This is a genomic window from Bacillus sp. N3378-2at (assembly GCF_033412715.1).
Lineage (GTDB): Bacteria > Bacillota > Bacilli > Bacillales > Bacillaceae > Bacillus > Bacillus subtilis.
Genome location: NZ_CP117986.1, coordinates 2,475,943 through 2,502,874, shown reverse-complemented (window position 1 = coordinate 2,502,874; position 26,932 = coordinate 2,475,943). Strand labels below are relative to the sequence as shown.

Below are 26,932 nucleotides of genomic sequence, written 5' to 3'. Positions count from 1 at the left end.
TAAAGGACTGAGGTGTATCAAAACGAAGGCTAAAGGGGCGTTAAACGCTTTCATAATAGCGGAAGGTATAATTACTGTATAATGGAGACTACAGAATCATACAAAATACGACAAAAACATTTTGAAAATAAGCAGTAAGATTTATAAAAACCTCATGTTCTGGGTCAAAAGCAATTTGCAGGTTTTCTCCCGATTCCCCAAAATAAAAAGCGAGGATGTGATCAACATAAAACTGGAACGGTTTATTGAAAAAGACGGATATATATTGGCCCTGATGCTGATTACGGTGCCGCTGGCCGGTGAACTGAAATTTTATCCCCTCAATGAAGAATTCCGGGTCAGCTTTGGGGCACCGGTTTTTTTCTTCTTTTTATCATTGTTGCGGCATGTGCCCGCTGTGCTGCCGGGTTTTCTGACTGGAGCGGCTGTTTTCATCTTTCGCGTCTTTCTGGAATTATGGGGCGGAGGACACAATGGACTGACTCCGATTCTGTATGATCAAGCGTCTGGCTTTTTCTTTTATATGACTTACGCCTGTCTGTTTTCCATATTAAAGGCCAATCGTTTCCGTGAACGGCCGATTATGCTCGGTTTCATTGGGTTTATGATTGAAGTTGTGTCAGATTGTGTCGAGCTGGCTGTGCAATTTCTCATTTTTCATACGGTTGTCACGCCTGAGAAAATCACTGACATTGCGGTGATTGCGATTTCTCACACATTTATTGTGATGAGCTTTTATAGTGTGCTGAAGCTGTATGAAACACAATCGAGAGAAAAACAGACAAGGCAGCAGCACGAGCACATGCTGATGATCGTTTCCAATTTATATGAAGAAACGGTGCACCTAAAAAAGACATTGAAAACGACAGAGAAAGTGACAAACGATTCGTATCAGTTCTATCGGGAAATGAAGGGCAAGGATGTTCAGCTGAGCGGCAGAATCCTGAGACTGGCCGGAGAGATTCATGAAGTGAAAAAGGACAACCAGCGGATATTCGCAGGGCTTTCAAAACTGATTTCGAATGAGAGTTTGAGAGATTATATGAGGGCTTCTGATTTGCTGCAGCTCGTGATTCGAATGAATGAAAAGTACGCTGAAGCACTAGGGAAGCAGATTGATTTTTACTGCTCGATCGAGGGAGAGCATGACGAATATCACGTATTTATCGTGCTTTCGATCATTAATAATCTAACAGCAAATGCGGTAGAGGCTATGGATGAAGAGGGAATGGTCAGCCTGAGGCTCCGTAAGCCAAATGAGAGTATGGTAGAATTCCAGGTGGAAGACAATGGCCCCGGGATTTCCGAGAAAATCGGAGACATTGTGTTTGACCCGGGCTTTACTTCAAAATATGACGAATTTGGCACGCCTTCTACGGGTATCGGACTTTCCTACGTAAAGGAAATCGTGACTGAGCTAGAAGGGGATATCACGTTTGATAATCAGCAGCGGGGAGTGGTGTTTGCCATCAGGCTGCCTGTCCGGCATTTGATTCAGAAAGGGTGAACCGAAAGCTATGCGTTTTTTTATTGCAGATGATGACCGTGCAGTGCGGTCAATTTTAAGGCAGATCATTGAGGACGAAGATCTCGGGGAAGCTGTTGGTGAAGCTGACGACGGAAGCCAAGTGGAAGGGCATATGCTGCAATTTAAGCAGATTGATATTTTATTAATCGATCTGTTAATGCCCGGAAGAGACGGCATTGAGACGATTCGTCAGATCCAGAATACGTACTCCGGCAAAATCATAATGATCTCTCAAGTGGAGGCGAAGGAAATGGTCGGGGAAGCGTACTCGCTCGGCATCGAATATTTTATCCATAAGCCGATTAACCGCATTGAAATTGTCACGGTTCTCCAAAAGGTGAAGGAGCGGATCGAGCTTGAACACTCGATTGGAGCCATTCAGCATTCTCTAAGCCGGCTTGTCAATCGGACTGAACGGAAAGCGCGTCCCCAGCAGAAGAGTGACAGCGGTTTAAAAGAGGCAGGAACATTCCTGTTGTCCGAGCTGGGCATGATGGGAGAAGGCGGCGCACATGATCTCATGGCGGTCCTGCAGTATTTAGCAGAACACGAGCAATCCGAGCCGCACGAAAAACAAAGCCCTTCGCTAAAACAAATATTCACCCAAGTAGCGGTACGGAAGCTGGGGACAGGGGCCTCACAGACGGAAGTCAATCGCGAAATGAAAGCCTCGGAGCAGCGTATCCGCAGAGCGATTATTCATTCGCTGCACCATTTTGCTTCATTGGGCACAACTGATTTTTCGAATCCAAAATTTGAAACCTATGCATCGAAATTCTTTGATTTTCCGGTTGTCAGCCAGAAAATAAAAGAACTCCAATCCAAGGATGCAAAACCCCTTGCACCTGCTAGAATAAATATGAAAAAATTCATCCACGTGTTTTTTTTGGAAGCAAAGCTTTTGCATGAGACGATGAAACAAAGAAGGATATAAACCAAACAGCCGGCTGACCTGGCTGTTTTTTTGCTGCGCAGAATCCCGGCCGGACAGTGATTTACCGCTTTTTTATAAAATATCAGAAAATAAAGATATTGACTTATTGTTTATTTGTCTTACAATTAAACAAAAGGATATATGGGAAGGAGCGGATGTGAAAGAAAAATTAATAATAGCGCTTACAGATAGAGGCTGTATACACAAATAACAGGAGGTTATGTTGATGAGCCGTATCAGAAAAGCACCCGCTGGAATTTTAGGTTTTCCGGTTGCTCCTTTTAACACACAAGGAAAACTGGAGGAAGAAGCTCTTTTTCAAAACATTGAGTTTTTGCTGAATGAGGGCTTGGAAGCGATATTTATTGCTTGCGGGTCTGGTGAATTCCAATCTCTCAGCCAGAAGGAATATGAGCAAATGGTGGAAGTCGCAGTCTCGGCAGCCGGAGGAAAGGTGCCGGTTTACACGGGGGTGGGCGGCAACCTCAGCACAGCGCTTGATTGGGCGCAGCTGTCGGAGAAAAAAGGCGCCGACGGCTACTTGATCCTGCCTCCGTATTTGGTGCATGGCGAACAGGAGGGGCTGTACCAGTATGCGAAAACGATTATTGAAAGCACTGACTTGAACGCGATTCTTTATCAGCGCGATAACGCCGTTCTCTCTGTTGAACAGATCAAACGTCTGACCGAATGTGAACAGCTTGTCGGTGTCAAAGACGGGGTAGGAAATATGGATTTGAATATCAACCTCGTCTATACGATCGGCGACCGCTTAGGATGGCTCAACGGAATGCCGATGGCTGAAGTGACGATGCCGGCTTATCTGCCGATCGGGTTCCACTCTTACTCTTCAGCGATTTCAAATTATATCCCGCATATTTCGCGAATGTTCTATGATGCATTGAAAAATGGAAATGACGAGCTTGTGAAGGAACTCTATCGGCATGTGATTCTGCCGATCAACGACATTCGCAAACAACGAAAAGGCTACGCCGTATCCTTAATTAAAGCCGGTATGGAAATCATGGGTTTGAATGTAAGGAATACAGCCAGACCGCCTGTCGGCCCGGTTGAAAAAGATCATTATCAGCAATTGGAAGCAATTTTGAAGCAGGCGGCTGATCGTTTTCCGAAAAAAGCCGCGACGGTTTGACCAGAAAAAACACGAAAGGGGCAATGGGCATGTCTGTGATCACGGAACAAAACACGTATCTCAACTTTATTAAAGGAGAGTGGGTTAAGTCTCAATCAGGCGATATGGTCAAGGTCGAAAACCCTGCCGATGTGAATGACATTGTCGGATATGTACAGAATTCAACGGCTGAAGATGTGGAACGTGCCGTCGCCGCCGCCAATGAAGCCAAAACGGCTTGGAGAAAGCTGACGGGTGCCGAGCGCGGCCAATACTTATACAAAACAGCGGATATCATGGAGCAGCGCTTGGAGGAAATCGCCGCCTGTGCAACGCGTGAAATGGGTAAAACATTGCCGGAAGCGAAGGGAGAAACAGCCCGTGGGATTGCCATTCTGCGCTATTACGCCGGAGAGGGCATGCGAAAAACGGGTGACGTCATTCCGTCTACTGACAAAGCCGCGCTCATGTTTACCACCCGTGTTCCGCTCGGTGTGGTCGGCGTGATTTCTCCGTGGAACTTCCCAGTGGCGATTCCGATTTGGAAAATGGCGCCGGCATTGGTATACGGCAATACCGTTGTCATCAAACCGGCGACAGAAACAGCTGTGACATGCGCGAAGATCATTGCCTGCTTTGAGGAAGCGGGGCTCCCGGCAGGGGTCATCAATTTGGTGACAGGCCCGGGTTCTGTTGTCGGTCAGGGGCTTGCTGAGCATGACGGTGTAAACGCCGTTACGTTTACCGGTTCAAATCAAGTCGGAAAAATCATCGGGCAAGCCGCTTTAGCGAGGGGAGCCAAGTACCAGCTTGAGATGGGCGGCAAAAACCCTGTCATCGTAGCTGATGACGCTGACCTTGAAGCTGCGGCCGAAGCTGTCATAACGGGGGCCTTCCGTTCAACCGGCCAGAAATGCACCGCGACAAGCCGTGTCATTGTACAAAGCGAAATTTATGAGCGCTTTAAAGAAAAACTGCTCCAGCGCACAAAAGATATTACAATCGGAGACAGCTTAAAAGAGGATGTCTGGATGGGACCGATTGCCAGCAAGAATCAGCTTGATAACTGCCTGTCATACATTGAGAAAGGCAAACAGGAGGGGGCTTCCCTTTTAATAGGAGGAGAAAAGCTGGAGAACGGAAAGTATCAAAACGGCTATTATGTTCAGCCTGCCATCTTTGACAATGTGACATCTGAGATGACAATTGCCCAGGAGGAAATTTTTGGTCCGGTGATCGCCTTGATCAAGGTGGACTCGATGGAAGAGGCGCTGAACATCGCCAATGATGTGAAGTTCGGATTAAGTGCATCCATCTTCACGGAAAACATCGGCCGAATGCTTTCTTTCATTGATGAAATCGATGCCGGGCTGGTTCGGATCAATGCAGAAAGCGCAGGTGTTGAGCTGCAGGCGCCTTTTGGCGGCATGAAGCAGTCGAGCTCCCACTCCCGAGAACAGGGTGAGGCAGCGAAGGACTTTTTCACAGCGATCAAAACCGTTTTTGTGAAGCCGTAATGGTGCTGGAAAGAGGCATGCGTCTCTTTCCCGGCTTTATCACAGCCAGCATATGATTCTCTACTTTGAAAAGGAGAAGATACTATGAAAAAAGACTTTGCGAATGTTACACCGGCGGGCAAAAAAACGTCCGTGCGCTGGTTCATCGTGTTTATGCTGTTTCTTGTGACCTCTATTAACTACGCGGATCGAGCGACGCTTTCCATCACCGGAGATTCCGTCCAGCACGATTTGGGATTGGACTCGGTCGCCATGGGATATGTCTTTTCTGCCTTTGGCTGGGCCTATGTCATCGGACAGCTTCCGGGCGGCTGGCTGCTGGACCGTTTTGGTTCAAAGACTATCATTGCGTTAAGCATCTTTTTCTGGTCGTTTTTTACGCTGCTGCAAGGGGCGATTGGCTTTTTCTCCGCCGGCACAGCGATTATCCTGCTGTTTGCACTGCGTTTTCTGGTTGGTTTATCAGAAGCGCCTTCATTTCCCGGAAACGGCAGAGTTGTTGCCTCATGGTTTCCAAGCTCCGAGCGCGGGACAGCTTCAGCCTTTTTTAATTCAGCACAATACTTCGCAATCGTCATTTTTTCTCCTTTAATGGGCTGGCTTACCCACTCTTTCGGCTGGCATTCCGTCTTCGTTGTTATGGGTATTGCGGGCATTCTTCTGGCTGTCATCTGGCTAAAAACGGTGTACGAACCGAAAAAACACCCAAAGGTTAATGAAGCTGAGCTTGCGTACATCGAACAGGGCGGCGGACTGATTTCCATGGATGACAGTAAAAGCAAACAAGAGACAGAATCGAAATGGCCGTATATCAAACAGCTGTTAACGAACCGCATGCTGATTGGTGTGTACATCGCGCAATACTGTATTACGACTCTCACCTATTTCTTTCTCACATGGTTTCCGGTATATTTGGTTCAGGCCCGCGGCATGTCTATTCTTGAAGCTGGGTTTGTCGCTTCCCTGCCGGCGCTGTGCGGATTTGCCGGCGGCGTGCTTGGGGGCATTGTGTCAGACATCTTGCTCAAAAAAGGCCGTTCACTGACCTTTGCAAGAAAAGTGCCAATCATTGCCGGCATGCTGCTGTCTTGCAGTATGATTGTCTGCAACTACACAGATTCAGCATGGCTCGTCGTTATCATTATGTCGCTCGCGTTTTTCGGAAAAGGCTTCGGCGCACTGGGCTGGGCTGTCGTGTCGGACACGTCTCCGAAAGAATGTGCAGGATTAAGCGGCGGTTTGTTCAACACTTTCGGCAATATTGCCTCGATTACAACACCGATTATTATCGGATACATTGTTAATGCCACTGGATCTTTTAATGGCGCGCTTGTGTTTGTCGGCGCTAACGCGATTGCGGCGATCCTAAGCTATTTGCTGCTGGTCGGGCCGATCAAACGGGTCGTGTTAAAGAAACAAGAACAAGACCCCGATCAATCGTTGCCTGTCTAATACTTATGAAAGCGCTTTATAAAGGGAGGAAAATGCATGAGTTCACCGATACAAGAGCAGGTTCAAAAAGAGAAAAGATCGAATATTCCCTCAATTACTGAAATGAAGGTGATTCCTGTTGCGGGACATGACAGCATGCTGCTGAATCTAAGCGGAGCGCACAGCCCGTTTTTTACTCGGAATATCGTAATCTTAACGGACAGCAGCGGAAATCAGGGAGTCGGCGAGGTGCCTGGCGGAGAGCATATTCGCCGCACACTGGAGCTGTCAGAGCCGCTTGTTGTCGGAAAATCTATCGGTGCGTACCAAGCGATATTGCAAACGGTCAGAAAGCAGTTTGGCGATCAGGACAGGGGAGGGCGAGGAAATCAGACGTTTGATTTGCGCACCACTGTGCACGCCGTCACCGCACTGGAAGCGGCTTTGTTAGATTTGCTTGGAAAGTTTCTTCAGGAACCGGTCGCGGCTTTATTGGGCGAAGGGAAGCAGCGTGATGAAGTAAAAATGCTCGGTTACCTCTTTTATATCGGCGACCGAAAGCGGACGACCTTGCCGTATCAAAGCGATGAGCAGTCAGATTGTGCGTGGTTCCGTCTGCGCCATGAGGAAGCGCTGACGCCGGAGGCCATTGTGCGTCTTGCCGAATCCGCACAGGAGCGCTATGGCTTTCAGGATTTCAAATTGAAAGGCGGGGTGCTGCAGGGAGAAGAGGAAATCGAAGCTGTTACCGCATTATCGAAACGTTTTCCAGAGGCAAGGATCACTCTTGATCCGAACGGGGCATGGTCATTAGAGGAAGCTATTGCATTATGCAAAGGAAAGCAAGATGTGCTCGCGTATGCGGAAGATCCGTGCGGGGATGAGAATGGCTACTCCGCTCGTGAAGTAATGGCTGAATTCCGCCGCGCGACAGGGCTTCCGACTGCGACAAATATGATTGCGACAGACTGGCGGGAAATGGGTCACGCGATTCAGCTCCACGCGGTCGATATACCGCTGGCTGATCCGCATTTTTGGACGATGCAAGGGTCGGTGCGGGTTGCGCAAATGTGCCATGATTGGGGTTTGACATGGGGCTCGCACTCCAACAACCACTTTGATATTTCCCTTGCGATGTTTACCCATGTGGCAGCAGCGGCTCCGGGGCGGATCACGGCGATTGATACCCATTGGATCTGGCAGGACGGGCAGCGATTAACGAAACAGCCTTTTGAGATTTCTTCTGGCTGTGTCAAGGTGCCGGATAAGCCTGGACTAGGCATCGATATTGATATGGAACAAGTGGAAAAAGCGCATGAGATCTATCGGAAAATGAATTTAGGCGCACGGAATGACGCGATCCCAATGCAGTTCCTGATCAGCAACTGGGAATTTGACCGGAAGCGCCCGTGTCTTGTGCGATAAGTTTGATTGTAAATATTGTCATATCCGCTATTTTGTCTTACAATTGAACAACTGAAGGGAGAGTTGTTCGTGTACGAAGGTTTAGAGGATTTGAAAGTCGATACAGTCAATCGGAAAACATTAGCCAAGCAGGTCATCGAACGGATTGTCCATTTATTATCGAGCGGACAGTTGAGGGCCGGAGACAAATTGCCGACAGAAATGGAACTGATGGACATTTTGCATGTCAGCAGGCCGGTGCTTCGGGAGGCACTCAGTTCACTTGAAACGCTGGGCGTCATTACGAGAAAAACACGAGGGGGCACATATTTCAACGATAAAATCGGCATGCAGCCGTTTTCCGTCATGCTTGCCTTGGCCACTGATAATCTTCCGGCTATCATTGAAGCGCGGATGGCGCTAGAACTCGGACTCGTGACAATTGCCGCGGAAAAAATCAATGAGGAAGAGCTTCAGCGTTTGCAGAAGACGATCGACGATATTGCCAACAGCACTGACAATCTTTATGGTGAAGCGGATAAAGAGTTCCATCGAATTATTGCGTTAAGCGCCAATAACCCCGTCGTTGAAGGGATGATTCAGTCCCTGTTGATCACCCATGCGAAAATTGACAGCCAAATTCCGTACAGGGAGAGAGATGTAACGGTCGAATATCACAAAAAAATCTACGACGCCCTTGCCAAAAGAGATCCGTACAAAGCACATTACCACATGTATGAGCATCTGAAATTTGTCCGTGACAAAATTTTAAAAGGAATGGATGAAAAATAATGGTGAGCAACCGCAGTTGAAACGTAAGAGCTGCGGTTTTTTTAAAACCAATTTAGAAAACGCTTACTAAGTTATGAGGAGTGATTTTCATATGGCGATGAACCTCAGGAAGAACCAAGCGCCCCTTTACATCAAAGTGCATGAAATAGATAACACCGCGATTATTGTAAATGATGGAGGACTGCCAAAGGGCACTGTTTTCTCATGCGGGCTCGTACTTGAAGAGGATGTTCCTCAAGGCCATAAGGTGGCCCTCACCGATCTCAATCAAGGGGACGAGATCGTGCGTTACGGAGAGGTGATCGGATTTGCTGATGAGACGATCAAACGCGGGAGCTGGATACGGGAAGCCCTCGTGAGAATGCCCGCTCCTCCGGCGTTAGACGATCTTCCTCTCGCAAACAGGGTGCCGCAGCCGCGGCCGCCTCTTGAAGGCTACACGTTTGAAGGATACCGAAATGCGGATGGCAGTGCGGGGACAAAAAATATCCTCGGCATCACGACAAGTGTTCAATGTGTTGTTGGTGTTTTGGATTATGCAGTCAAACGAATAAAAGAAGAGCTGCTGCCGAAATACCCAAATGTTGATGACGTTGTGCCGCTGCATCATCAATACGGATGCGGCGTGGCGATCAATGCGCCCGACGCTGTCATTCCGATCCGCACGATTCAAAATCTTGCGAAGCATCCGAACTTCGGCGGAGAAGTAATGGTAATCGGATTGGGATGTGAAAAGCTCCTCCCGGAAAGAATTGCCTCCGAAAATGATGATGACATTCTATCGCTCCAGGATCACCGAGGTTTTGCGGCGATGATCCAATCCATTTTGGAAATGGCGGAGGAACGGTTAATCAGGCTGAACAGCAGAACCCGGGTGTCATGCCCTGTTTCGGATCTGGTTATCGGCCTGCAATGCGGCGGCAGTGATGCGTTTTCCGGCGTGACGGCGAACCCTGCCGTGGGGTACGCGGCTGATTTATTGGTTCGCGCAGGTGCAACGGTTTTGTTTTCTGAAGTGACAGAGGTGCGGGATGCCATTCATTTATTAACGCCGCGGGCTGTCAGTGAAGAGGTCGGACAATCACTGATCAAAGAGATGAAGTGGTATGACAGCTATCTCCGGCGGGGAGACGCAGACCGAAGCGCAAACCCGTCACCAGGCAATAAAAAAGGCGGATTATCCAATGTGGTGGAAAAAGCGTTAGGCTCGGTAGCGAAATCAGGCACAAGCCCCATCTCCGGCGTGCTCGGCCCTGGTGAAAGAGCAGAGCAAAAAGGCCTGCTGTTCGCGGCGACACCGGCAAGCGATTTTGTGTGCGGCACCCTGCAGCTGGCTGCGGGCATGAATCTGCAGGTGTTTACGACAGGGAGGGGAACACCATATGGCCTGGCTGCTGCACCGGTGCTGAAAGTATCGACGCGGCATTCCTTATCAGAGCATTGGGCTGATTTAATCGATATCAATGCCGGCCGAATCGCGACAGGAGAGGCCAGTATCGAAGACGTAGGCTGGGAAATCTTCAGGACGATTTTGGATGTGGCAAGCGGCCGCAAACAAACGTGGGCTGACCGTTGGGGCCTTCATAATGATTTGTGCTTGTTTAATCCTGCTCCAGTGACTTGATTCATGTTTTTATAGCGGGAAGATGGAATATGTTGTAAAATGAAAATCAGCGTATAGGAAACGGAGGGGTTACAGCATGGCATTCATTAGATTCCGAGTGACACGAATTCAATAGTGAACAACTCTCGCCTGAATGCGAGACGGGATGAATCCGCCTATGTATGAGCCCTTACATGATTATCAAAAAAGAGGGTGGCGTGCCTGCCCTTTTTTTGTACCTTCAAGCATCCCTTCTCTTTACTGCAGGCCGGAGCATGAGAAAGGGGAAATGGGATGACAAACCTTAACGAAAAACAGCTTATCACTGAGATTGTCGGGCTTGCACGCAGCCAAGGTTTGACGGTTCATTCTGAGAACGCGCAATTGAATGAAACCGGAATGGACTTTCAAGTTGTATTTGCCAAGGACGACACAGGTATGCCATGGGTGCTGCGAAAACCGCGGCGAAGTGATGTTGTGGAAAGAGCATCTGCAGAAGGCATAACGCTTGCCTTTCTCCGCGCGAATTTGACTGCTGATGTGCCGGATTGGAGAATTCATACACCGGAATTGATCGCTTACCCAATGTTAAAAGGAACGCCGGCTGCTGGAATTGACTTGGAACAAAAGCAATATGTATGGAATATGGATCATCAGCCGCCGTCAGACGACTTTGTCCGCACACTTGCCGACATACTGGCTGAATTACATGGCACGGATCAAATATCTGCTGGGCAATCCGGAATAGAAGTGATAAGGCCAGAAGATTTCAGGCAAATGACAGCAGACTCTATGGTTGATGTGAAGAATAAGCTTGGCGTATCTACGACGCTTTGGGAAAGATGGCAAAAGTGGATAGATGATGATGCATACTGGCCGGGTTTCTCTTCTTTGATACACGGCGATCTCCACCCGCCGCATATTCTTATCGACCAAAATGAACGTGTCACAGGACTTCTGGATTGGACAGAAGCGAAGGTTGCCGATCCAGCCAAGGATTTTGTTCTTTATCAAACCATTTTCGGGGAAAAAGAAACTGCCCGTTTACTTGAATACTATAATCAAGCAGGCGGCCGGATATGGGCAAAAATGCAGGAACACATTTCAGAGATGCAGGCGGCGTATCCGATGGAAATCGCCAAGCTCGCTCTGCAAACACAGCAGGAGGAACACATCAATATGGCGCTGGAAGCACTTGGTGTAAAACCGGGTTAACCAATTGACTTCATTTCAAGAACCAAGTATTATAAACTTTACAAATAATAGAACGGATTAACAATCGTGAGGAAGAGCAAGTACGCATCAGAATGGAGGTTCAGAGAGTCGGTGGCAGGTGTGAACCGATCCTTCCCTGATGCCGAATGGGCTTCTGAATTGCTTTGCTGAACGGATAGTAGGCGATGCCGGGTTTCTCTCCCCGTTACCAAGAGAGGAGTATCGAAACATAGGTTTTCTGTACTTAGAGTGAACGGCTGTATAGCTGTTAATAAAGGTGGTACCGCGAGACCCTCGTCCTTTGCATAGGACGGGGGTTTTTTGTGTTTCTTAAAGGAGGTGACGGCCAATGGACGATGGCTGGTGGTGGCATAGCAGATGAGTTAGAAAGGAGGATATCAAATGGTCATTGCAACTGATGATCTTGAGGTCGCATGTCCTAAATGTGAAAGAGCGGGAGAAATCGAAGGAACACCTTGCCCGGCCTGCAGCGGAAAAGGTGTTATTCTGACTGCTCAAGGATATACGCTTCTGGATTTTATCCAAAAGCATTTGAATAAGTAAAGGAGAAAAGCTGAGCTGAGATGAGAGCAGAAGAGCAGAGTAAGATTCGTGAGGCCGCAGCAGGTACGATTTTTTTGCTGATCGGAACAGTTTGTTTTGCGTCTAAATCGATTTGGATAAAATGGGCATACCAAATGGGTGCTGAGCCAGATGCCGTGCTGCTATACAGGCAGCTGCTGGCTGTTCCGCTGTTTTGGCTGATTTTTTTAATATACCGTCCTCCAATGCCAGACGGTAAGAAAAAAGGAGACCTATGGAAGGCTTGTGGCGCGGGAGTGTTTTGTTTTTTTCTGTCTCCCTTGCTTGATTTTATCGGGCTGAACCATGTATCCGCAATGGTTGAACGTATATTGCTGATGAGCTATCCGTTGTTTGTGTTTGGATTCACCGTGTGTCGTGACCGGAAAAGGTCCTCAATTCAGGACCTCTTCGCAGTTCTGGCGGTCATGTTTGGGCTTTTCTTGGCGCTGGGCGGCTGGAATGCTGAGCTTTTCCAGGCGAATATGATTGGAGCTGTATTCATTTTGTTATCTTCGGCCGTCTATGCTGGTTATCTTGTCCTTTCCGGGCATCTCGTCCATCAAATCGGGGGGATCCGTCTCAATGCATACGGGATGACAGCTGCTGGAGCTGCCATGATGCTTTACACAGGGATAAAATCGGCGGCTGGCATGAATACGCCAATGGTAGCATATCCGCTTTCTATGTATGGTTTGTTCGCGGTAATTGCAGTCGTAACCACTGTGATTCCATTTGTGCTAATGCTTGAGGGCATAAGACGAATCGGGGCACAGCGAGCCGCCGCCATTTCAATGGCAGGGCCTGTCCTGACGATTTTCTATGGAGCTTTATTTCTCGGTGAACGGCTTCGACTTATTCAAGTCATTGGATGCACTGCTGTATTCTTTGTCATTACGGGCATGGAATACAGGAAGCTGAAAACAGGAAAAAAAGAATAATTTATATAAAACACACACGTTTTTCAATTACAATAAGTGTAATTACGTGTGTGTTTTTTGATTTTGTAAAGGTTAGGTGAGAAGATGCAGCGCATATTGCTTGTAGAAGACGACCACTCAATCAGTGAAATGGTGGATCATTATTTAACAAAAGAAGGCTTTGGAATTGTGCATGCTTTCGACGGAGAAGAGGGTATCCGGCTGTTTCAGCAGGGTTCATACGATTTGGTCCTCCTTGATATCATGCTCCCGAAGCTGAACGGCATGGATTTTCTGAAAATCATCCGGGAAAAAAGTAACGTTCCGGTCTTAATGATTTCGGCAAAAGATGGAGATGTGGACAAGGCATTGGGACTGGGCTTTGGGGCGGACGATTATATCGCCAAACCGTTTTCGATGATTGAGCTGACAGCCAGAGTAAAAGCCGCGATACGGCGGGCAACGCAATATTCGGCAGAGGAGCCGGCTGTGAATAAGGTGATCCGGATTCACCAGCTTGCGATAGATATAGACAATGTTTCCGTTTTGAAAAACGGAGAACCGCTCCAGCTGACGTCAACAGAATGGCAGCTGCTGTGCTTATTCGCATCAAATTCTAAAAAAGTGTTTACGAAAGAACAAATCTACCGTTCCGTTTGGAATGAAGAGTACTTTGATGATCAGAACATCATTAACGTACATATGCGGCGGCTCAGAGAAAAGATTGAGGATGACCCCTCCTCCCCTCAATATATTAAAACGCTATGGGGCATCGGTTATAAATTAGGAGAGTTTTAGAATGACAGTGCTATGGGTGGCCGCTGTCATCGCTCTGGCGTGTCTGAATGTGATTCAATTCATAATGAAAAAGAAGCGGGACGGGAATCTGGCTTACACGGCTGACCAGCTTAGCTACATGCTCAGCCGGGATTCGGCAGGACAAGTTTTGCTTCCTACAGACGATCATACGCTCAAAGGCTTGCTTGTTAACATCAATCTTATCGTTGAGAATCGTCAGCAGATCAGCGCCCAATTTGCCAAAACAGAGCAATCCATGAAGCGGATGCTGACCAATATGTCGCACGACCTGAAAACGCCGTTAACAGTCATTCTTGGTTATATCGAAGCGATTCAAAGTGATCCGAACATGCCGGACGAAGAGCGGGAAAGATTGCTGGAGAAGCTCCGCCAGAAAACAAATGAACTCATTCAGATGATCAACTCCTTTTTTGATTTAGCGAAATTAGAATCTGAAGATAAAGAGATCCCGATCACCAAAGTACATATGAATGACATATGCAAACGAAATATCCTGCACTATTATGACGCTGTTCAGTCAAAAGGCTTTCAAGCAGCCATCGATATCCCGGATACGCCGGTGTATGCGCAGGCGAATGAAGAGGCTCTGGACAGAATCCTGCAAAACCTATTGTCCAATGCGATTCAATATGGCGCGGCCGGCAAGTTAATCGGGCTGACGCTGTCTTATGATGAGAGGAACATCGCCATCACCGTATGGGATCGCGGAAAAGGGATTAGTGAAACCGATCAGCAGCGGGTGTTTGAGAGGCTGTACACACTTGAAGAATCCAGAAATAAAGCATTTCAAGGAAGCGGCCTGGGTTTAACCATCACAAAACGGCTTACAGAAAAAATGGGAGGCACGATATCCGTCCAAAGCAAGCCGTACGAACGGACTGCATTTACGATCACATTGAAACGCATGACATATTAATCGTAAGAATTTCTTAAGGTTTGAGAAATAAAAATGACAGGGCTCGCCGCTACAATAGAAAATAGGTAAAGAGAGGGAAGGAGAAACAAAGTTGACTTATATCGTACAAACAAACGGGCTGACCAAAACGTATCAGGGCAAAGAGGTCGTATCCAATGTCAGCATGCATATTAAAAAAGGTGAAATCTACGGCTTTCTCGGCCCGAACGGCGCGGGGAAAACAACCATCATGAAAATGCTGACGAGCCTTGTCAAACCGACAAGCGGTGAAATCATCATCCTTGGGAACAAGTTCACCCACACGTCATATGAGGTGCTGGGGAACATCGGCAGCATGATTGAATATCCGATTTTTTATGAAAACCTGACAGCTGAAGAAAATTTAGATCTGCATTGTGAATATATGGGATACCACAATAAAAAAGCCATACAAGAAGTGCTGGATATGGTGAATTTAAAACAAATCGATAAAAAACCCGTCAAAACCTTTTCCCTCGGGATGAAGCAGCGCCTTGGAATTGCGCGTGCCATCCTCACGAAGCCGGACCTGCTTATTCTGGATGAGCCGGTGAATGGTCTTGACCCTCTCGGCATTAAAAAGATCAGGCAATTGTTTCAAGTGCTGAGCAAAGAGTACGGTATGACGCTGCTGATCTCAAGCCACCTGCTGGGTGAAATCGAACAAATCGCGGACACAATCGGCGTCATTCGGGACGGCAGGCTGCTTGAAGAGGTATCAATGGAGGATGTCAGGGGCCAGAACACTGAATACATCGAGCTTGTTACATCGAATCAGACAAGGGCCTGCTTTGTGCTGGAGAAAGAGCTGCAATTAACCAACTTTAAAATATTAAATGAGAAAACGATTCGAATTTACGAGGCTGAAGCCTCTCAGGCTGCCATATCCAAAGCATTGATTTTAAATGATGTAGACATTGAATCAATGAACAAAAAGTATACGACGCTGGAGGATTATTTTATCAAATTGATCAACGGCAATAGCATCAGTGCGTAAAGGAGGAGAGACACGTTGATGAATTTGATCAGAATCGAATTAAGAAAAATGAAAATGGGCTGGTATATCAGAGGTGCCCTCATTGCCAACGTGATCATTATGGGTTTTATGTGGCTGATCAGTTATTCCGAAAAAGCCGATGGCGGGGTTTCGTTCCAAAGTACGGATGAAGCATTCCTCATCATCGGCACCTTCGTCAGAGCGGTATTTATCGTATTTGGCGCTGTGCTGATCGTAAAATTGGTGATTTCGGAATATAAAAACAAAACCATTCTTGTGATGTTCACGTACCCGATCAGCCGTAAAAAGCTGCTCACCGCTAAGCTCATGATCGCGGGCGGACTGACGTTTATCACGATTTTACTTTCAAATATACTCATAGCCGCCGGTTTCTTTTGGCTGAACTCGATCTGCCATTTCATACCGGGAGAGCTTACTTCCGAGATCATTTCTCAACAGGCGGTCAAAATGGCGGTTTTCGCTTTTGGCGCCGCTGGAACCAGTTTAGTTCCCATCTTTTTTGGGATGCGTAGACACTCGGTTCCGGCGACCATCATTTCATCTGTAGTAATTGTGATGCTCATCAGCTCAACAAGTCCGGGCTTCTCGATTTCATCTGTTGTGTATATCCCGTTATCGTTAGCGGCATTCGGATTGTTCTTTTCCTACATGGCGATCAGGAATGCGGAAAAGCAGGATGCGTAAACAAAGGCGCCCAATAAGTATAAAAGGCCGATGCTGTCAGCACCGGCCTTTCTATTATGAGTCTGTTCTTGTTTCAAGATAATGCTTCTTGCCAATCTCTTTGCTCATCATATAGAAATGGAAGCAATATTCACCGATTGCCATGACGATTGCGCCGAATAAAGCCGCCAACGCAACTTCACCGCCAGTCATCCCCAGGGAAAGCGGCATGCCCATCAGCCAGATCACAAGAAAGGCCAAGCCAAAATCAGCCAAAGTTGCAATCATATTATTCCATCTCGGCAATACATAAAGATCGCCCAGCAAATAAGAAATAACCCCTAACACAATCGTCATTAGCAGCGTATCACCAAACGTGAAACCAAAGCCCAGACCAAGCACCAGATACAACACAATAATCGTCATAATACCTTTAATAGCGAGCGCTTTCACATGTGTCATTACAATTCCTCCTTTTGTCATTTGATTTGTTATGTATAATTCCTCAAATGTAAAAAGTTAAACCTTATTTCTTTTCGGAGGCGGGTGCAAATCTGCTGGGGAGGGGTCAATGATGTGAATCAGGAATTGAGGCTGCGGCGCTTCGACAGCGGAAACGTGAAGCTTGTACTGCACCGGACGCTGCTTTGATGCCCAACAGCCCATTATGTTTGCTGTTTTTAGATGAATAAATTTAAAAACTTCTCCTGTCCCTCCGTCATCACTTCTGAAGTAATGAAATATGATGAAAAGAGATCAAGGGGAGGTGACGTGATGGCGGTCGTGAGAGCAACGAGTGCGGATGTCGATTTGATGGCAAGGCTGCTCAGAGCGGAAGCGGAAGGCGAAGGCAAGCAGGGGATGCTGCTTGTCGGCAACGTTGGAATTAATCGGCTGCGGGCGAATTGCTCAGATTTTAAAGGCCTCCGCACCATCAGGCAGATGATTTATCAGCCACACGCGTTTGAGGCTGTGACTCATGGATATTTTTATCAAAGGGCGCGAGATAGCGAGCGTGCCCTTGCACGCCGGTCGATTAATGGTGAAAGGCGCTGGCCTGCAAAATTTAGTTTATGGTACTTCAGGCCGCAGGGGGACTGTCCAGCCCAGTGGTATAACCAGCCGTTTGTGGCCAGATTTAAGTCACACTGCTTTTATCAGCCGACGGCGGAGACGTGTGAAAATGTATATAACACATTTTAGAGACAGGACACCGTTCAAATTGAACGGTGTTTTTCTTTGAAAAGATGCAATGGAAAATATTCCTGTGAGATAATCGAAGAAAAAAGAGCTGACGGAGATGACAGAATGGCAACAATTGACCTGCAAAAGAAAAGTGTAAAGATCGTACTGGAGAAAAAGCAGTTAACGAAGGTGACGGCTCGTGTTGGACTGGTTCTTGATATTACGGGATCGATGAGACCGCTCTACAAAAACGGGACGGTTCAAAATGTGGTGGAGCGGATTTTGGCAGTGGCTGATCAGTTTGATGATAACGGTTTGCTGGATGTATGGGTGTATGATAATGAATTTTCCCGATTAAAGCCAGTTTCAGAAAAGGATTTTTCGGGCTATGTCGATCGTGAAATTTTAAATAATGACCGCTTGCATAAATTCGGCAGAAATGATGAGCCGCCAGTCATGAAGGACGTGCTGCGCAAATATGTTGCGGAGGAGCCGAGCTCGTATCCTGCTTTCATTGTTTTTATCAATGACGGGGGCTGTAAAAAGTCAATCAAACCGATAATTGAAGCTTCTTCTGATAAATCGGTGTTCTGGCAGTTTGTCGGCATCGGAAACGGAAACTTTGATTTTCTCAATAAACTGGATACGTTAGAAGGGCGTGTCATTGATAACACGAACTTCCTGCATATCGAAGAGATTGACCGCATTTCTGATGATGAGCTTTATGATGCTCTGCTTGCTGAATTTCCATTTTGGCTGAAAGAAGCGAAGGAAAAAGGGATTGTAAGAGAACAAGAGCCTCCTGCTGAAAAGCCGAAAAAGAAGGGCTTTTTCAGCAGATTGTTTTCGAAATAACTGATAAAGAGCACTGAGTCATTCTGCGAAATGGCTCGGTGTTTTTGTTTTTTTAAGATCATGTGAAGAAAAATAGGCCGAATGGGCGGCTTGCAAACGACAGGATATGCAGAAAACGCGTCATTCAGCCAGCTTTCGGCATGTTTCAGCAGCAGGCTTGTGAGGGAAGACCTGTTTTTAATGTTCAGCGCTTACAATCAGTTCACACTTCTTCACAGTCGTTTAACAATGATTTCCTATAATGGAGACGATCAATGAGGAGAGAGGGGATCTTGAATGGCATACGACAGTCGTTTTGATGAATGGGTACAGAAACTGAAAGAGGAAAGCTTTCAAAACAATACGTTTGACCGCCGCAAATTTATTCAAGGAGCGGGGAAGATTGCAGGACTTTCTCTTGGATTAACGATTGCCCAGTCGGTTGGGGCCTTTGAAGTAAATGCTGCGCCTAAATTCTCAAGCTATCCGTTTACATTAGGGGTAGCGTCAGGTGATCCGCTTTCTGACAGTGTCGTGCTTTGGACACGTCTGGCACCAGATCCGCTGAATGGCGGGGGAATGCCGAAGCAAGCAGTGCCTGTCAAATGGGAGGTCGCAAAGGATGAGCATTTCCGCAAAATCGTAAGAAAAGGCACTGAAATGGCTAAACCAAGTCTTGCCCATTCCGTTCATGTGGAAGCGGACGGGCTTGAGCCAAACAAAGTGTACTATTACCGTTTCAAAACCGGTCATGAACTAAGCCCTGTCGGAAAAACAAAAACACTGCCTGCCCCTGGCGCCAATGTGCCGCAAATGACCTTTGCATTTGCTTCCTGCCAGCAATATGAGCACGGATATTATACGGCCTACAAGCATATGGCAAAGGAAAAGCTTGATCTTGTCTTCCATCTCGGTGATTACATATATGAATACGGCCCAAATGAATATGTATCAAAAACAGGCAATGTCCGCACGCACAACAGCGCGGAAATCATTACGCTGCAAGACTATCGGAACCGTCACGCTCAATACCGTTCTGACGCCAATCTTAAAGCTGCACATGCGGCATTCCCTTGGGTTGTAACTTGGGATGACCATGAAGTTGAAAACAACTATGCCAATAAAATACCTGAAAAAGGACAGTCGGTTGAAGCATTCGTGCTCCGTCGCGCGGCAGCATACCAGGCATACTATGAACATATGCCGCTCCGCATTTCCTCTTTGCCGAATGGCCCAGATATGCAGCTGTACCGGCACTTTACGTACGGAAACCTGGCGTCCTTCAATGTGCTTGATACCCGCCAGTACAGGGACGACCAAGCCAATAACGACGGCAATAAGCCGCCTTCTGATGAATCGCTCAATCCGAATCGGACCCTGCTTGGAAAAGAACAGGAGCAGTGGCTCTTCAACAATTTGGGCAGCTCGACTGCCCACTGGAATGTGCTGGCGCAGCAGATTTTCTTTGCCAAGTGGAATTTCGGGACAAGCGCAAGCCCGATCTACAGCATGGATTCGTGGGACGGCTACCCGGCTCAGCGCGAACGGGTGATCAATTTCATTAAAAGCAAAAATCTGAATAATGTTGTCGTACTGACAGGTGATGTACACGCAAGCTGGGCATCGAATTTGCATGTCGATTTCGAGAAGACAAGTTCAAAAATATTCGGAGCCGAATTTGTCGGAACCTCGATCACATCCGGAGGAAACGGCGCCGATAAGCGGGCGGATACGGACCAAATTTTAAAAGAAAATCCGCACATCAAGTTCTTTAACGACTATCGCGGATATGTCCGCTGTACAGTGACGCCTCACCAGTGGAAAGCCGATTATCGGGTGATGCCGTTTGTGACCGAGCCGGGCGCAGCCATTTCCACGCGGGCTTCATTCGTTTACCAGAAAGACCAAACTGGGTTGAGAAAGGTATCATCCACAACAATCCAAGGCGGGGTGAAGCAATCCGATGAGGTCGAAGAGGATCGTTTCTTTGCGCACAACAAAGCCCACGAAAAACAAATGATTAAGAAGCGGGCAAAAATCACGAATTAAGGAGTGGAAATTATGTTTTCAAACATTGGAATACCGGGTTTGATTCTGATCTTCGTCATCGCCCTCATTATTTTTGGCCCTTCCAAGCTGCCGGAAATCGGGCGTGCTGCCGGACGGACACTGCTGGAATTTAAAAGCGCCACAAAATCACTTGTGTCTGGTGATGAAAAAGAAGAGAAATCAGCTGAGCTGACAGCGGTAAAGCAGGACAAAAACGCGGGCTGAATGCTGATGAGGCAGACACCGGGTCTGCCTCTTTTTTTATGAAAGGGAGGGCTTTTTTGAATGGATAAAAAAGAAACCCATCTGATCGGGCATTTAGAAGAGCTTCGCCGCCGGATTATCGTCACCCTCGCGGCATTTTTTCTATTTCTCATCACGGCTTTTTTGTTCGTACAGGACATTTATGACTGGCTGATCAGGGATTTGGATGGAAAGCTGGCTGTGCTTGGGCCGAGTGAAATCCTCTGGGTGTATATGATGCTTTCCGGCATTTGTGCCATTGCGGCTTCTATCCCTGTTGCCGCGTACCAGCTGTGGCGTTTCGTTGCACCGGCACTGACGAAAACGGAGCGCAAGGTGACGCTCATGTACATACCAGGTTTATTTGCGTTGTTTTTGGCGGGCATCTCCTTCGGATACTTTGTCTTGTTTCCGATCGTGCTCAGCTTTTTGACTCATTTATCCTCCGGCCACTTTGAAACGATGTTTACGGCTGACCGCTACTTTAGGTTTATGGTGAATTTGAGCCTGCCGTTCGGCTTCTTGTTTGAGATGCCCTTGGTGGTGATGTTTTTAACAAGGCTGGGCATCTTAAATCCTTACAGACTGGCCAAAGCGAGAAAGCTGTCCTATTTTCTGCTGATTGTCGTGTCCATATTGATTACACCGCCTGATTTTATTTCTGATTTTCTCGTGATGATCCCGCTTCTTGTCCTGTTTGAAGTGAGTGTCACCCTATCGGCGTTTGTCTACAAAAAGAGGCTGAGGGAAGAAACAGCGGCGGCCGCTTAGTGCAGCGTACCGCCCGGTGACTTCACATCCTCATCATATTGTGCGGCCGTAACAGCGGCGATTCTCAATGCCCGGACAATCGTGTCCAGACTGAGGCTCGGCGCTGTTTTGTCGATTGTTTGCTGCGGAATGTAAGGAATATGAATAAAACCGCCGCGAATGTGCGGGGATGTCCGGCTAATGTAATCCATTAACCCGTAGAACAAATAGTTGCATACAAAGGTTCCCGCTGTGTAGGAAACCGCAGCTGGAATGCCGTGTTCCTTCATCTTAGCAGTCATTCGTTTCACGGGAAGCCCTGTCCAGTAAGCGGCGGGCCCATCTGGAGAAATTTCTTCATCAATCGGCTGATGTCCTTCGTTATCGGGGATTCGCGCATCTGCAAGGTTGATCGCCACTCGTTCCGGTGTAATCTGCATCCGTCCTCCTGCTTGGCCGACACAAATTACGATATCCGGCTGATGTTTTTGAATGGCTTGGCGCAGAGTGTCCAGAGCGGATCTAAAGACAGTAGGAATTTGTTCCGCTGTAATTATGGCTTCTTCCGTCTCGAAGCCATTAAGCCGTTTCGCCGCTTCCCATGATGGATTGACGGTTTCTTTGTCAAAAGGGTCAAAGCCAGTGATCAGCACTTTTTTTCTCATTCTCCCATCTCCTTTTTCTTTTATTCTATTGTTTATTTATGGGTTTTTCATCAAAATAATGTAAAGGAGTGAATCATAATGGAGCATTTGCCGCAGCAGTATCGTCATTTATTCCCAACCTTGCAGACGCATACGATGCTTGCCAGCTGTTCTCAGAGCGCATTGGCAGAGCCTGTATCAAGGGCGATCCAGGATTATCATGATAGCCTGCTGTATAAAGGGACGAACTGGAAAGAAGCGATTGAAAAAACAGAGTTTGCGAGAAACGAGTTTGCAAAGCTGATCGGGGCTGAACCGGATGAAGTGGCGATTGTGCCGTCAGTTTCTGATGCACTGGTTTCTGTAGCATCGTCCTTAACTGCATTTGGAAAGAAGCACGTTGTATATACAGATATGGATTTTCCGGCGGTGCCTCATGTTTGGCAGGCACACTCCGATTATACCGTATCCGTCATTCCATCAATAGACGGCGTGCTGCCGCTTGAACAATATGAAACGCATATTTCGGATGAAACAGTACTGACGTGTGTTCCTCACGTTCATTATCGTGACGGCTATGTTCAGGATATAAAAGCGATTGCCGAGATTTCTCAGAGAAAGGGCTCTTTATTGTTTGTAGATGCTTATCAATCAGCCGGGCATATTCCCATTGATGTGAAGGAATGGGGCGAAGAAATGCTGGCAGCAGGCACCCGGAAGTATTTGCTCGGCATACCGGGTGTGGCGTTTCTTTATGTGAGAAAGGAGCTGGCTGACGCACTGAAGCCGAAAGCATCAGCTTGGTTCGGCAGAGAGAACGGATTTGAGGGGGCTTATGCGAAAGACGCGCGCCGTTTTCAAACGGGCACCCCAGCTTTTATCAGCGTATACGCAGCTGCAGCGGCTTTATCGCTGCTGAATCATATTGGAGTTTCTCATACTCGGGATCATGTGAAAACGATCTGTGCCGATGCAGTTCAATATGCCGCTGAAAAAGGCCTGCAGCTGGCGGCGGCACAAGGTGGGGGTCAGCCAGGTATGGTTGCGATCCGGGATGAGCGGGCATCGGAAACGGCGGCGTTGCTGAAGAAGAAAAAAGTGATTTGCGCGCCGCGGGACAATGTGATCCGTCTCGCTCCCCATTTTTATAATACGAAGGAGGACATGCGGCGCGCGATTGATGAGATCGCGGCGAAAACGATCCACAAGTAAACATGAAAAAGCCCCTGAACACTAGTCAGGGGCTTTTCATATTAATGATCTACCTTCACGCGCTTCATAAAGAAAGCGCCAATTAAACCGATAATGGCAACAATCATTGCAAACACAAATGCGTGCTGTACGCCTGCTGTCAAAGCTTGCGGGATGACTGCCGGATCGGCAGGGTTTTTAACTGTACTCATATAATCATGCTGGCCTGCAGCCATAATGCTGACCGCAACCGCTGTTCCGATAGCGCCGGCCATTTGCTGCAGCGTGTTCATAATGGCGGTGCCGTCTGGATAAAATTCGCGCGGCAGTTGGTTTAAACCGTTTGTTTGCGCAGGCATCATGATCATAGAAATCCCGATCATCAAGCAGGTGTGCAGGATGATAATCAGCACAGCCGTTGAAGCGGTCGTAACATTTGAGAAGAACCATAGTACAACAGTGACAATCACAAATCCCGGAATGACAAGCCATTTCGGCCCGTATTTATCGAACAAGCGGCCTGTAACAGGGGACATAAATCCATTTAAAATACCGCCCGGCAAGAGAACAAGACCAGATGCAAATGCAGTCAGGACTAAGCCGCCTTGCAGATACATCGGCAGAAGCAGCATAGATGACAGAATGACCATCATACAAATGAACACCATGATCACACCCAAAATAAACATTGGGTATTTGAACGCACGGAGGTTCATCATCGGCTGCTTCATTGTCAGCTGGCGGATTGAAAATAGGATAAGGCCGACAACGCCGACAATCAGCGACACGATAACAGTCGGGCTGGACCATCCCCCGGAGCCTTCACCCGCGTTGCTGAATCCGAACACAATGCCGCCGAAGCCAATCGTCGACAGGATGATAGACAATACATCGATTTTCGGCTTTGTCGTTTCAGATACATTCTGCATATATGCGATACCGAAAACAAGCGCCAGCACAAGGAACGGAAGAGAGATCCAAAAAATCCAGTGCCAGTTGAGATGCTCCAGAACCAATCCTGAGAAAGTTGGGCCGATGGCGGGCGCGAACATAATGACAAGCCCGATCGTTCCCATTGCGGCACCCCGTTTATGAGGCGGGAAAATCACCAAGATTGTGTTAAACATTAGGGGCAGTAAAAGACCGGTTCCAAGTGCCTGAACGATCCTTGCCGCTAATAAAAACGAGAAGCTCGGCGCAAGCGCCGCAATGAATGTACCTAAAATTGAAAAGATAAGTGACACGGTAAAAAGCTGTCTTGTTGTGAACCACTGCAACAGCAGTCCTGAAACAGGAACAAGGATACCGAGTACAAGCAGGTAGCCCGTCGTTAACCATTGGACGGTTGCCGCTGTAATGTTCAATTCCTTCATAAGGTCGGTTAACGCAATATTCAGCGCTGTTTCACTGAACATGCCGATAAAACCGGCCAACAGCAAGGAAATCATAATCGGCATCACTTTGTATTGCTGAGATGCTTTAGCTGTTGTTTCCAAAATCATTTCCCCTCTCTATCAACTGCATGTAGTATGTCGTTTTTTTATCTCTTCAGCAGGTCAGGAATGCAGCTGGAGATATGAAGGAGCGGCGTACTGTTTTTTGCCGTCAAAGATAAAAGGATGCCGCCTTCAATCATCGCGTTAACCACAGTGCTGGCTTCTTTTGCACGGCTCTCGCTGCAGCCAGTCTGCCGCAGTTTTTCCTCATACACAGAGGCCCATTCTTTGTAGGCTTCATGACAGGCTTCGCGCAACGGTTCGCTTTTCAATGACGTCTCAGCCGCTAGCAAGCCCACAGGCAAGCCTTCAATGTCTTCTGTACATGAAAACTGGCAGGAGAGCTCCTTCAAAAAGGCTTGAATGCCTTCCGCTGGATCGGTGTAGGATTCCATGCAGTCCGCGATTTTCTGACGGATATACTCCTTCATCTCATTCACGGCTTCGATCGCAAGCTGTTCTTTACCCCCGGGAAAGTGGTAGTAAAGAGAGCCTTTAGGCGCGCCGCTTTCCTTTATAATCTGGTTCAGCCCCGTGCCGTAATACCCTTGCAGCTGAAAAAGCCGGGTAGCTGCCGAAAGGATTTTCTCACGGGAATCTCCATAACTCATAACATTCCCACCTTACTGAATTGCAATCAAAAATATAGTGACTGGTCTATTATCTTGATTCAATCATCAATTGTCAAGAAAAATTCATTGTATGAAAAGACAAAAAAAGAAGGATATGACAACAAAAAATACTGAGAGAAAAGCTGACTGATCTTTTGACTGAATAGATAAAATGTACAATGATTAATCATCATATGGATGTAAGGAGAGAAATAGATGAAAAAACAACGAATGCTCGTACTTTTTACCGCACTATTGTTTGTTTTTACCGGATGTTCACATTCTCCTGAAACAAAAGAATCCCCGAAAGAAAAAACGCAGACACAAAAAGTCTCTTCGGCTTCTGCCTCTGAAAAAAAGGATCTGCCAAACACTAGAATTTTAGCGACAGGAGGCACGATAGCTGGTGCCGATCAATCGAAAACCTCAACAACTGAATATAAAGCAGGTGTTGTCGGCGTTGAATCACTGATCGAGGCAGTTCCAGAAATGAAGGACATTGCAAACGTCAGCGGCGAGCAGATTGTTAACGTCGGCAGCACAAATATTGATAATAAAATATTGCTGAAGCTGGCGAAACGCATCAACCACTTGCTCGCTTCAGATGATGTAGACGGAATCGTCGTGACTCATGGAACAGATACATTGGAGGAAACCGCTTATTTTTTGAATCTCACCGTGAAAAGTGATAAACCGGTTGTTATTGTCGGTTCGATGAGACCTTCCACAGCCATCAGCGCTGATGGGCCTTCTAACCTGTACAATGCAGTGAAAGTGGCAGGTGCCCCTGAGGCAAAAGGGAAAGGGACGCTTGTTGTTCTTAACGACCGGATTGCCTCAGCCCGATATGTCACCAAAACAAACACAACCACAACAGATACATTTAAATCAGATGAAATGGGCTTTGTCGGAACAATTGCCGATGATATCTATTTTAATAATGAGATTACCCGTAAGCATACGAAGGACACGGATTTCTCGGTTTCTAATCTTGATGAGCTGCCTCAGGTTGACATTATCTATGGATACCAAAATGACGGAAGCTACCTGTTTGACGCTGCTGTAAAAGCCGGAGCAAAGGGGATTGTATTTGCCGGTTCTGGGAACGGGTCTTTATCTGACGCAGCCGAAAAAGGGGCGGACAGCGCAGTCAAAAAAGGCGTCACAGTGGTGCGCTCTACCCGCACGGGAAATGGTGTCGTCACACCAAACCAAGACTATGCGGAAAAGGACTTGCTGGCATCGAACTCTTTAAACCCCCAAAAAGCACGGATGTTGCTGATGCTTGCGCTTACCAAAACAAATGATCCTCAAAAAATCCAAGCTTATTTCAATGAGTATTGAAGAAAAGAAGGCGAATAAGCCTTCTTTTTTTGGCTTTTTAGGACCAATAATGACCTATGAATCTTAAAATTTCTTTAAAAATAAGCCAAAATT

The 26,932-nt window shown here is 47.2% G+C and carries 28 protein-coding genes and 1 other annotated feature; of the genes, 23 read left to right on the top strand and 5 right to left on the bottom strand.

Features of this window, described 5'->3' with window-relative positions:
- Positions 1-274: 274 nt before the first annotated feature.
- The 15 genes from glnK (at position 275) to PUN35_RS13375 (ending at position 16,513) form a co-directional block, all read left to right on the top strand.
- Entirely contained in the window at positions 275-1,507 is a 1,233-nt protein-coding gene (gene glnK, locus PUN35_RS13445) for a two-component system sensor histidine kinase GlnK (RefSeq protein WP_072592621.1), read from the top strand.
- Positions 1,508-1,517: 10 nt separating this feature from the next.
- Positions 1,518-2,462: a glutamine utilization two-component system response regulator GlnL gene (glnL, locus tag PUN35_RS13440; protein WP_014478705.1), complete on the top strand. Its 945-nt coding sequence runs from the start codon at positions 1,518-1,520 to the stop codon at positions 2,460-2,462.
- A gap of 226 nt (positions 2,463-2,688) precedes the next feature.
- Positions 2,689-3,615, top strand: coding sequence for a 5-dehydro-4-deoxyglucarate dehydratase (kdgD, locus tag PUN35_RS13435; RefSeq protein ID WP_003246372.1), 927 nt, complete (start codon positions 2,689-2,691; stop codon positions 3,613-3,615).
- 29 nt (positions 3,616-3,644) lie between these two features.
- Entirely contained in the window at positions 3,645-5,111 is a 1,467-nt protein-coding gene (gene gucD, locus PUN35_RS13430) for an alpha-ketoglutaric semialdehyde dehydrogenase GucD (RefSeq protein ID WP_014478706.1), read from the top strand.
- 84 nt (positions 5,112-5,195) lie between these two features.
- The gene (gene gudP, locus PUN35_RS13425; RefSeq protein WP_014478707.1) at positions 5,196-6,563 is read left to right on the top strand and encodes a glucarate transporter GudP; all 1,368 of its coding nucleotides are present in this window, start codon (positions 5,196-5,198) and stop codon (positions 6,561-6,563) included.
- Positions 6,564-6,599: 36 nt separating this feature from the next.
- Positions 6,600-7,967: a glucarate dehydratase gene (gudD, locus tag PUN35_RS13420; RefSeq protein WP_014478708.1), complete on the top strand. Its 1,368-nt coding sequence runs from the start codon at positions 6,600-6,602 to the stop codon at positions 7,965-7,967.
- A 69-nt stretch (positions 7,968-8,036) separates the two neighbouring features.
- Positions 8,037-8,738, top strand: a complete 702-nt coding sequence (locus PUN35_RS13415; protein WP_003234813.1) for a FadR/GntR family transcriptional regulator — start codon at positions 8,037-8,039, stop codon at positions 8,736-8,738.
- 91 nt (positions 8,739-8,829) lie between these two features.
- Positions 8,830-10,362, top strand: a complete 1,533-nt coding sequence (gene garD / locus PUN35_RS13410) for a galactarate dehydratase (protein ID WP_014478709.1) — start codon at positions 8,830-8,832, stop codon at positions 10,360-10,362.
- Between the two features lie 273 nt (positions 10,363-10,635).
- A complete protein-coding gene (mphK, locus tag PUN35_RS13405) occupies positions 10,636-11,556 on the top strand; it encodes a macrolide 2'-phosphotransferase MphK (protein ID WP_014478712.1) in 921 nt (306 codons plus the stop codon).
- A gap of 57 nt (positions 11,557-11,613) precedes the next feature.
- Positions 11,614-11,861 (top strand) — a binding site (T-box leader).
- Positions 11,862-11,958: 97 nt separating this feature from the next.
- A complete protein-coding gene (rtpA, locus tag PUN35_RS13400; RefSeq protein WP_003234807.1) occupies positions 11,959-12,120 on the top strand; it encodes an anti-TRAP regulator in 162 nt (53 codons plus the stop codon).
- A gap of 20 nt (positions 12,121-12,140) precedes the next feature.
- Positions 12,141-13,079, top strand: coding sequence for a DMT family transporter (locus PUN35_RS13395; protein ID WP_014478713.1), 939 nt, complete (start codon positions 12,141-12,143; stop codon positions 13,077-13,079).
- Between the two features lie 96 nt (positions 13,080-13,175).
- Positions 13,176-13,856 carry a two-component system response regulator YcbL gene (gene ycbL / locus PUN35_RS13390; RefSeq protein WP_080283098.1) on the top strand — a complete coding sequence of 227 codons (681 nt, stop codon included), beginning with the start codon at positions 13,176-13,178 and terminating at the stop codon, positions 13,854-13,856.
- Position 13,857: 1 nt separating this feature from the next.
- Positions 13,858-14,793, top strand: coding sequence for a two-component system sensor histidine kinase YcbM (ycbM, locus tag PUN35_RS13385; protein ID WP_014478715.1), 936 nt, complete (start codon positions 13,858-13,860; stop codon positions 14,791-14,793).
- Between the two features lie 91 nt (positions 14,794-14,884).
- Positions 14,885-15,808, top strand: a complete 924-nt coding sequence (locus PUN35_RS13380; protein WP_014478716.1) for an ABC transporter ATP-binding protein — start codon at positions 14,885-14,887, stop codon at positions 15,806-15,808.
- 18 nt (positions 15,809-15,826) lie between these two features.
- On the top strand, positions 15,827-16,513 hold the full coding sequence (locus PUN35_RS13375) for an ABC transporter permease (protein ID WP_031600116.1): 687 nt from the start codon (positions 15,827-15,829) through the stop codon (positions 16,511-16,513).
- On the opposite strand, the gene PUN35_RS13370 is transcribed toward PUN35_RS13375, so the two are convergent.
- On the bottom strand, positions 16,474-16,608 hold the full coding sequence (locus tag PUN35_RS13370; protein WP_121509393.1) for a hypothetical protein: 135 nt from the start codon (positions 16,606-16,608) through the stop codon (positions 16,474-16,476). The genes PUN35_RS13375 and PUN35_RS13370 overlap by 40 nt on opposite strands.
- On the bottom strand, positions 16,568-16,954 hold the full coding sequence (locus PUN35_RS13365) for a YndM family protein (protein ID WP_014478718.1): 387 nt from the start codon (positions 16,952-16,954) through the stop codon (positions 16,568-16,570). Before PUN35_RS13365 ends, PUN35_RS13370 begins: the two co-directional genes overlap by 41 nt.
- 312 nt (positions 16,955-17,266) lie before the next feature.
- Between PUN35_RS13365 and cwlJ the strand changes: the two genes are divergently transcribed.
- From cwlJ to tatC, 6 genes are all read left to right on the top strand, one after another.
- A complete protein-coding gene (cwlJ, locus tag PUN35_RS13360) occupies positions 17,267-17,695 on the top strand; it encodes a cell wall hydrolase CwlJ (RefSeq protein ID WP_003246500.1) in 429 nt (142 codons plus the stop codon).
- Positions 17,696-17,800: 105 nt separating this feature from the next.
- A complete protein-coding gene (locus PUN35_RS13355) occupies positions 17,801-18,532 on the top strand; it encodes a vWA domain-containing protein (protein ID WP_014478720.1) in 732 nt (243 codons plus the stop codon).
- Positions 18,533-18,613: 81 nt separating this feature from the next.
- Positions 18,614-18,790: a hypothetical protein gene (locus tag PUN35_RS13350; RefSeq protein ID WP_003246278.1), complete on the top strand. Its 177-nt coding sequence runs from the start codon at positions 18,614-18,616 to the stop codon at positions 18,788-18,790.
- Positions 18,791-18,808: 18 nt separating this feature from the next.
- Positions 18,809-20,560 (top strand): alkaline phosphatase PhoD, encoded by a 1,752-nt coding sequence (phoD, locus tag PUN35_RS13345; protein ID WP_014478721.1) that lies wholly within the window; start codon positions 18,809-18,811, stop codon positions 20,558-20,560.
- Between the two features lie 12 nt (positions 20,561-20,572).
- Complete coding sequence (gene tatAD, locus PUN35_RS13340) at positions 20,573-20,785, top strand: sec-independent protein translocase protein TatAD (protein ID WP_003223835.1); 213 nt, start codon at positions 20,573-20,575, stop codon at positions 20,783-20,785.
- Between the two features lie 60 nt (positions 20,786-20,845).
- Positions 20,846-21,574, top strand: a complete 729-nt coding sequence (gene tatC, locus PUN35_RS13335) for a twin-arginine translocase subunit TatC (RefSeq protein WP_014475692.1) — start codon at positions 20,846-20,848, stop codon at positions 21,572-21,574.
- Here tatC and pcp read toward each other — a convergent pair.
- Positions 21,571-22,218 (bottom strand): pyroglutamyl-peptidase I, encoded by a 648-nt coding sequence (gene pcp / locus PUN35_RS13330; protein ID WP_014478722.1) that lies wholly within the window; start codon positions 22,216-22,218, stop codon positions 21,571-21,573. The genes tatC and pcp overlap by 4 nt on opposite strands.
- Positions 22,219-22,296: 78 nt before the next feature.
- Here pcp and PUN35_RS13325 point away from each other — a divergent pair, with 78 nt between their 5' ends.
- Positions 22,297-23,409 (top strand): aminotransferase class V-fold PLP-dependent enzyme, encoded by a 1,113-nt coding sequence (locus tag PUN35_RS13325; protein ID WP_014478723.1) that lies wholly within the window; start codon positions 22,297-22,299, stop codon positions 23,407-23,409.
- 41 nt (positions 23,410-23,450) lie between these two features.
- Here PUN35_RS13325 and lmr(B) read toward each other — a convergent pair whose 3' ends face one another.
- Positions 23,451-24,890 (bottom strand): lincomycin efflux MFS transporter Lmr(B), encoded by a 1,440-nt coding sequence (lmr(B), locus tag PUN35_RS13320; RefSeq protein ID WP_031600120.1) that lies wholly within the window; start codon positions 24,888-24,890, stop codon positions 23,451-23,453.
- A 38-nt stretch (positions 24,891-24,928) separates the two neighbouring features.
- On the bottom strand, positions 24,929-25,495 hold the full coding sequence (gene lmrA, locus PUN35_RS13315) for a transcriptional regulator LmrA (RefSeq protein ID WP_014478725.1): 567 nt from the start codon (positions 25,493-25,495) through the stop codon (positions 24,929-24,931).
- A gap of 216 nt (positions 25,496-25,711) precedes the next feature.
- Between lmrA and ansZ the strand changes: the two genes are divergently transcribed.
- On the top strand, positions 25,712-26,839 hold the full coding sequence (gene ansZ, locus PUN35_RS13310) for an asparaginase AnsZ (protein WP_014478726.1): 1,128 nt from the start codon (positions 25,712-25,714) through the stop codon (positions 26,837-26,839).
- The last annotated feature ends 93 nt before the right edge of the window (positions 26,840-26,932 follow it).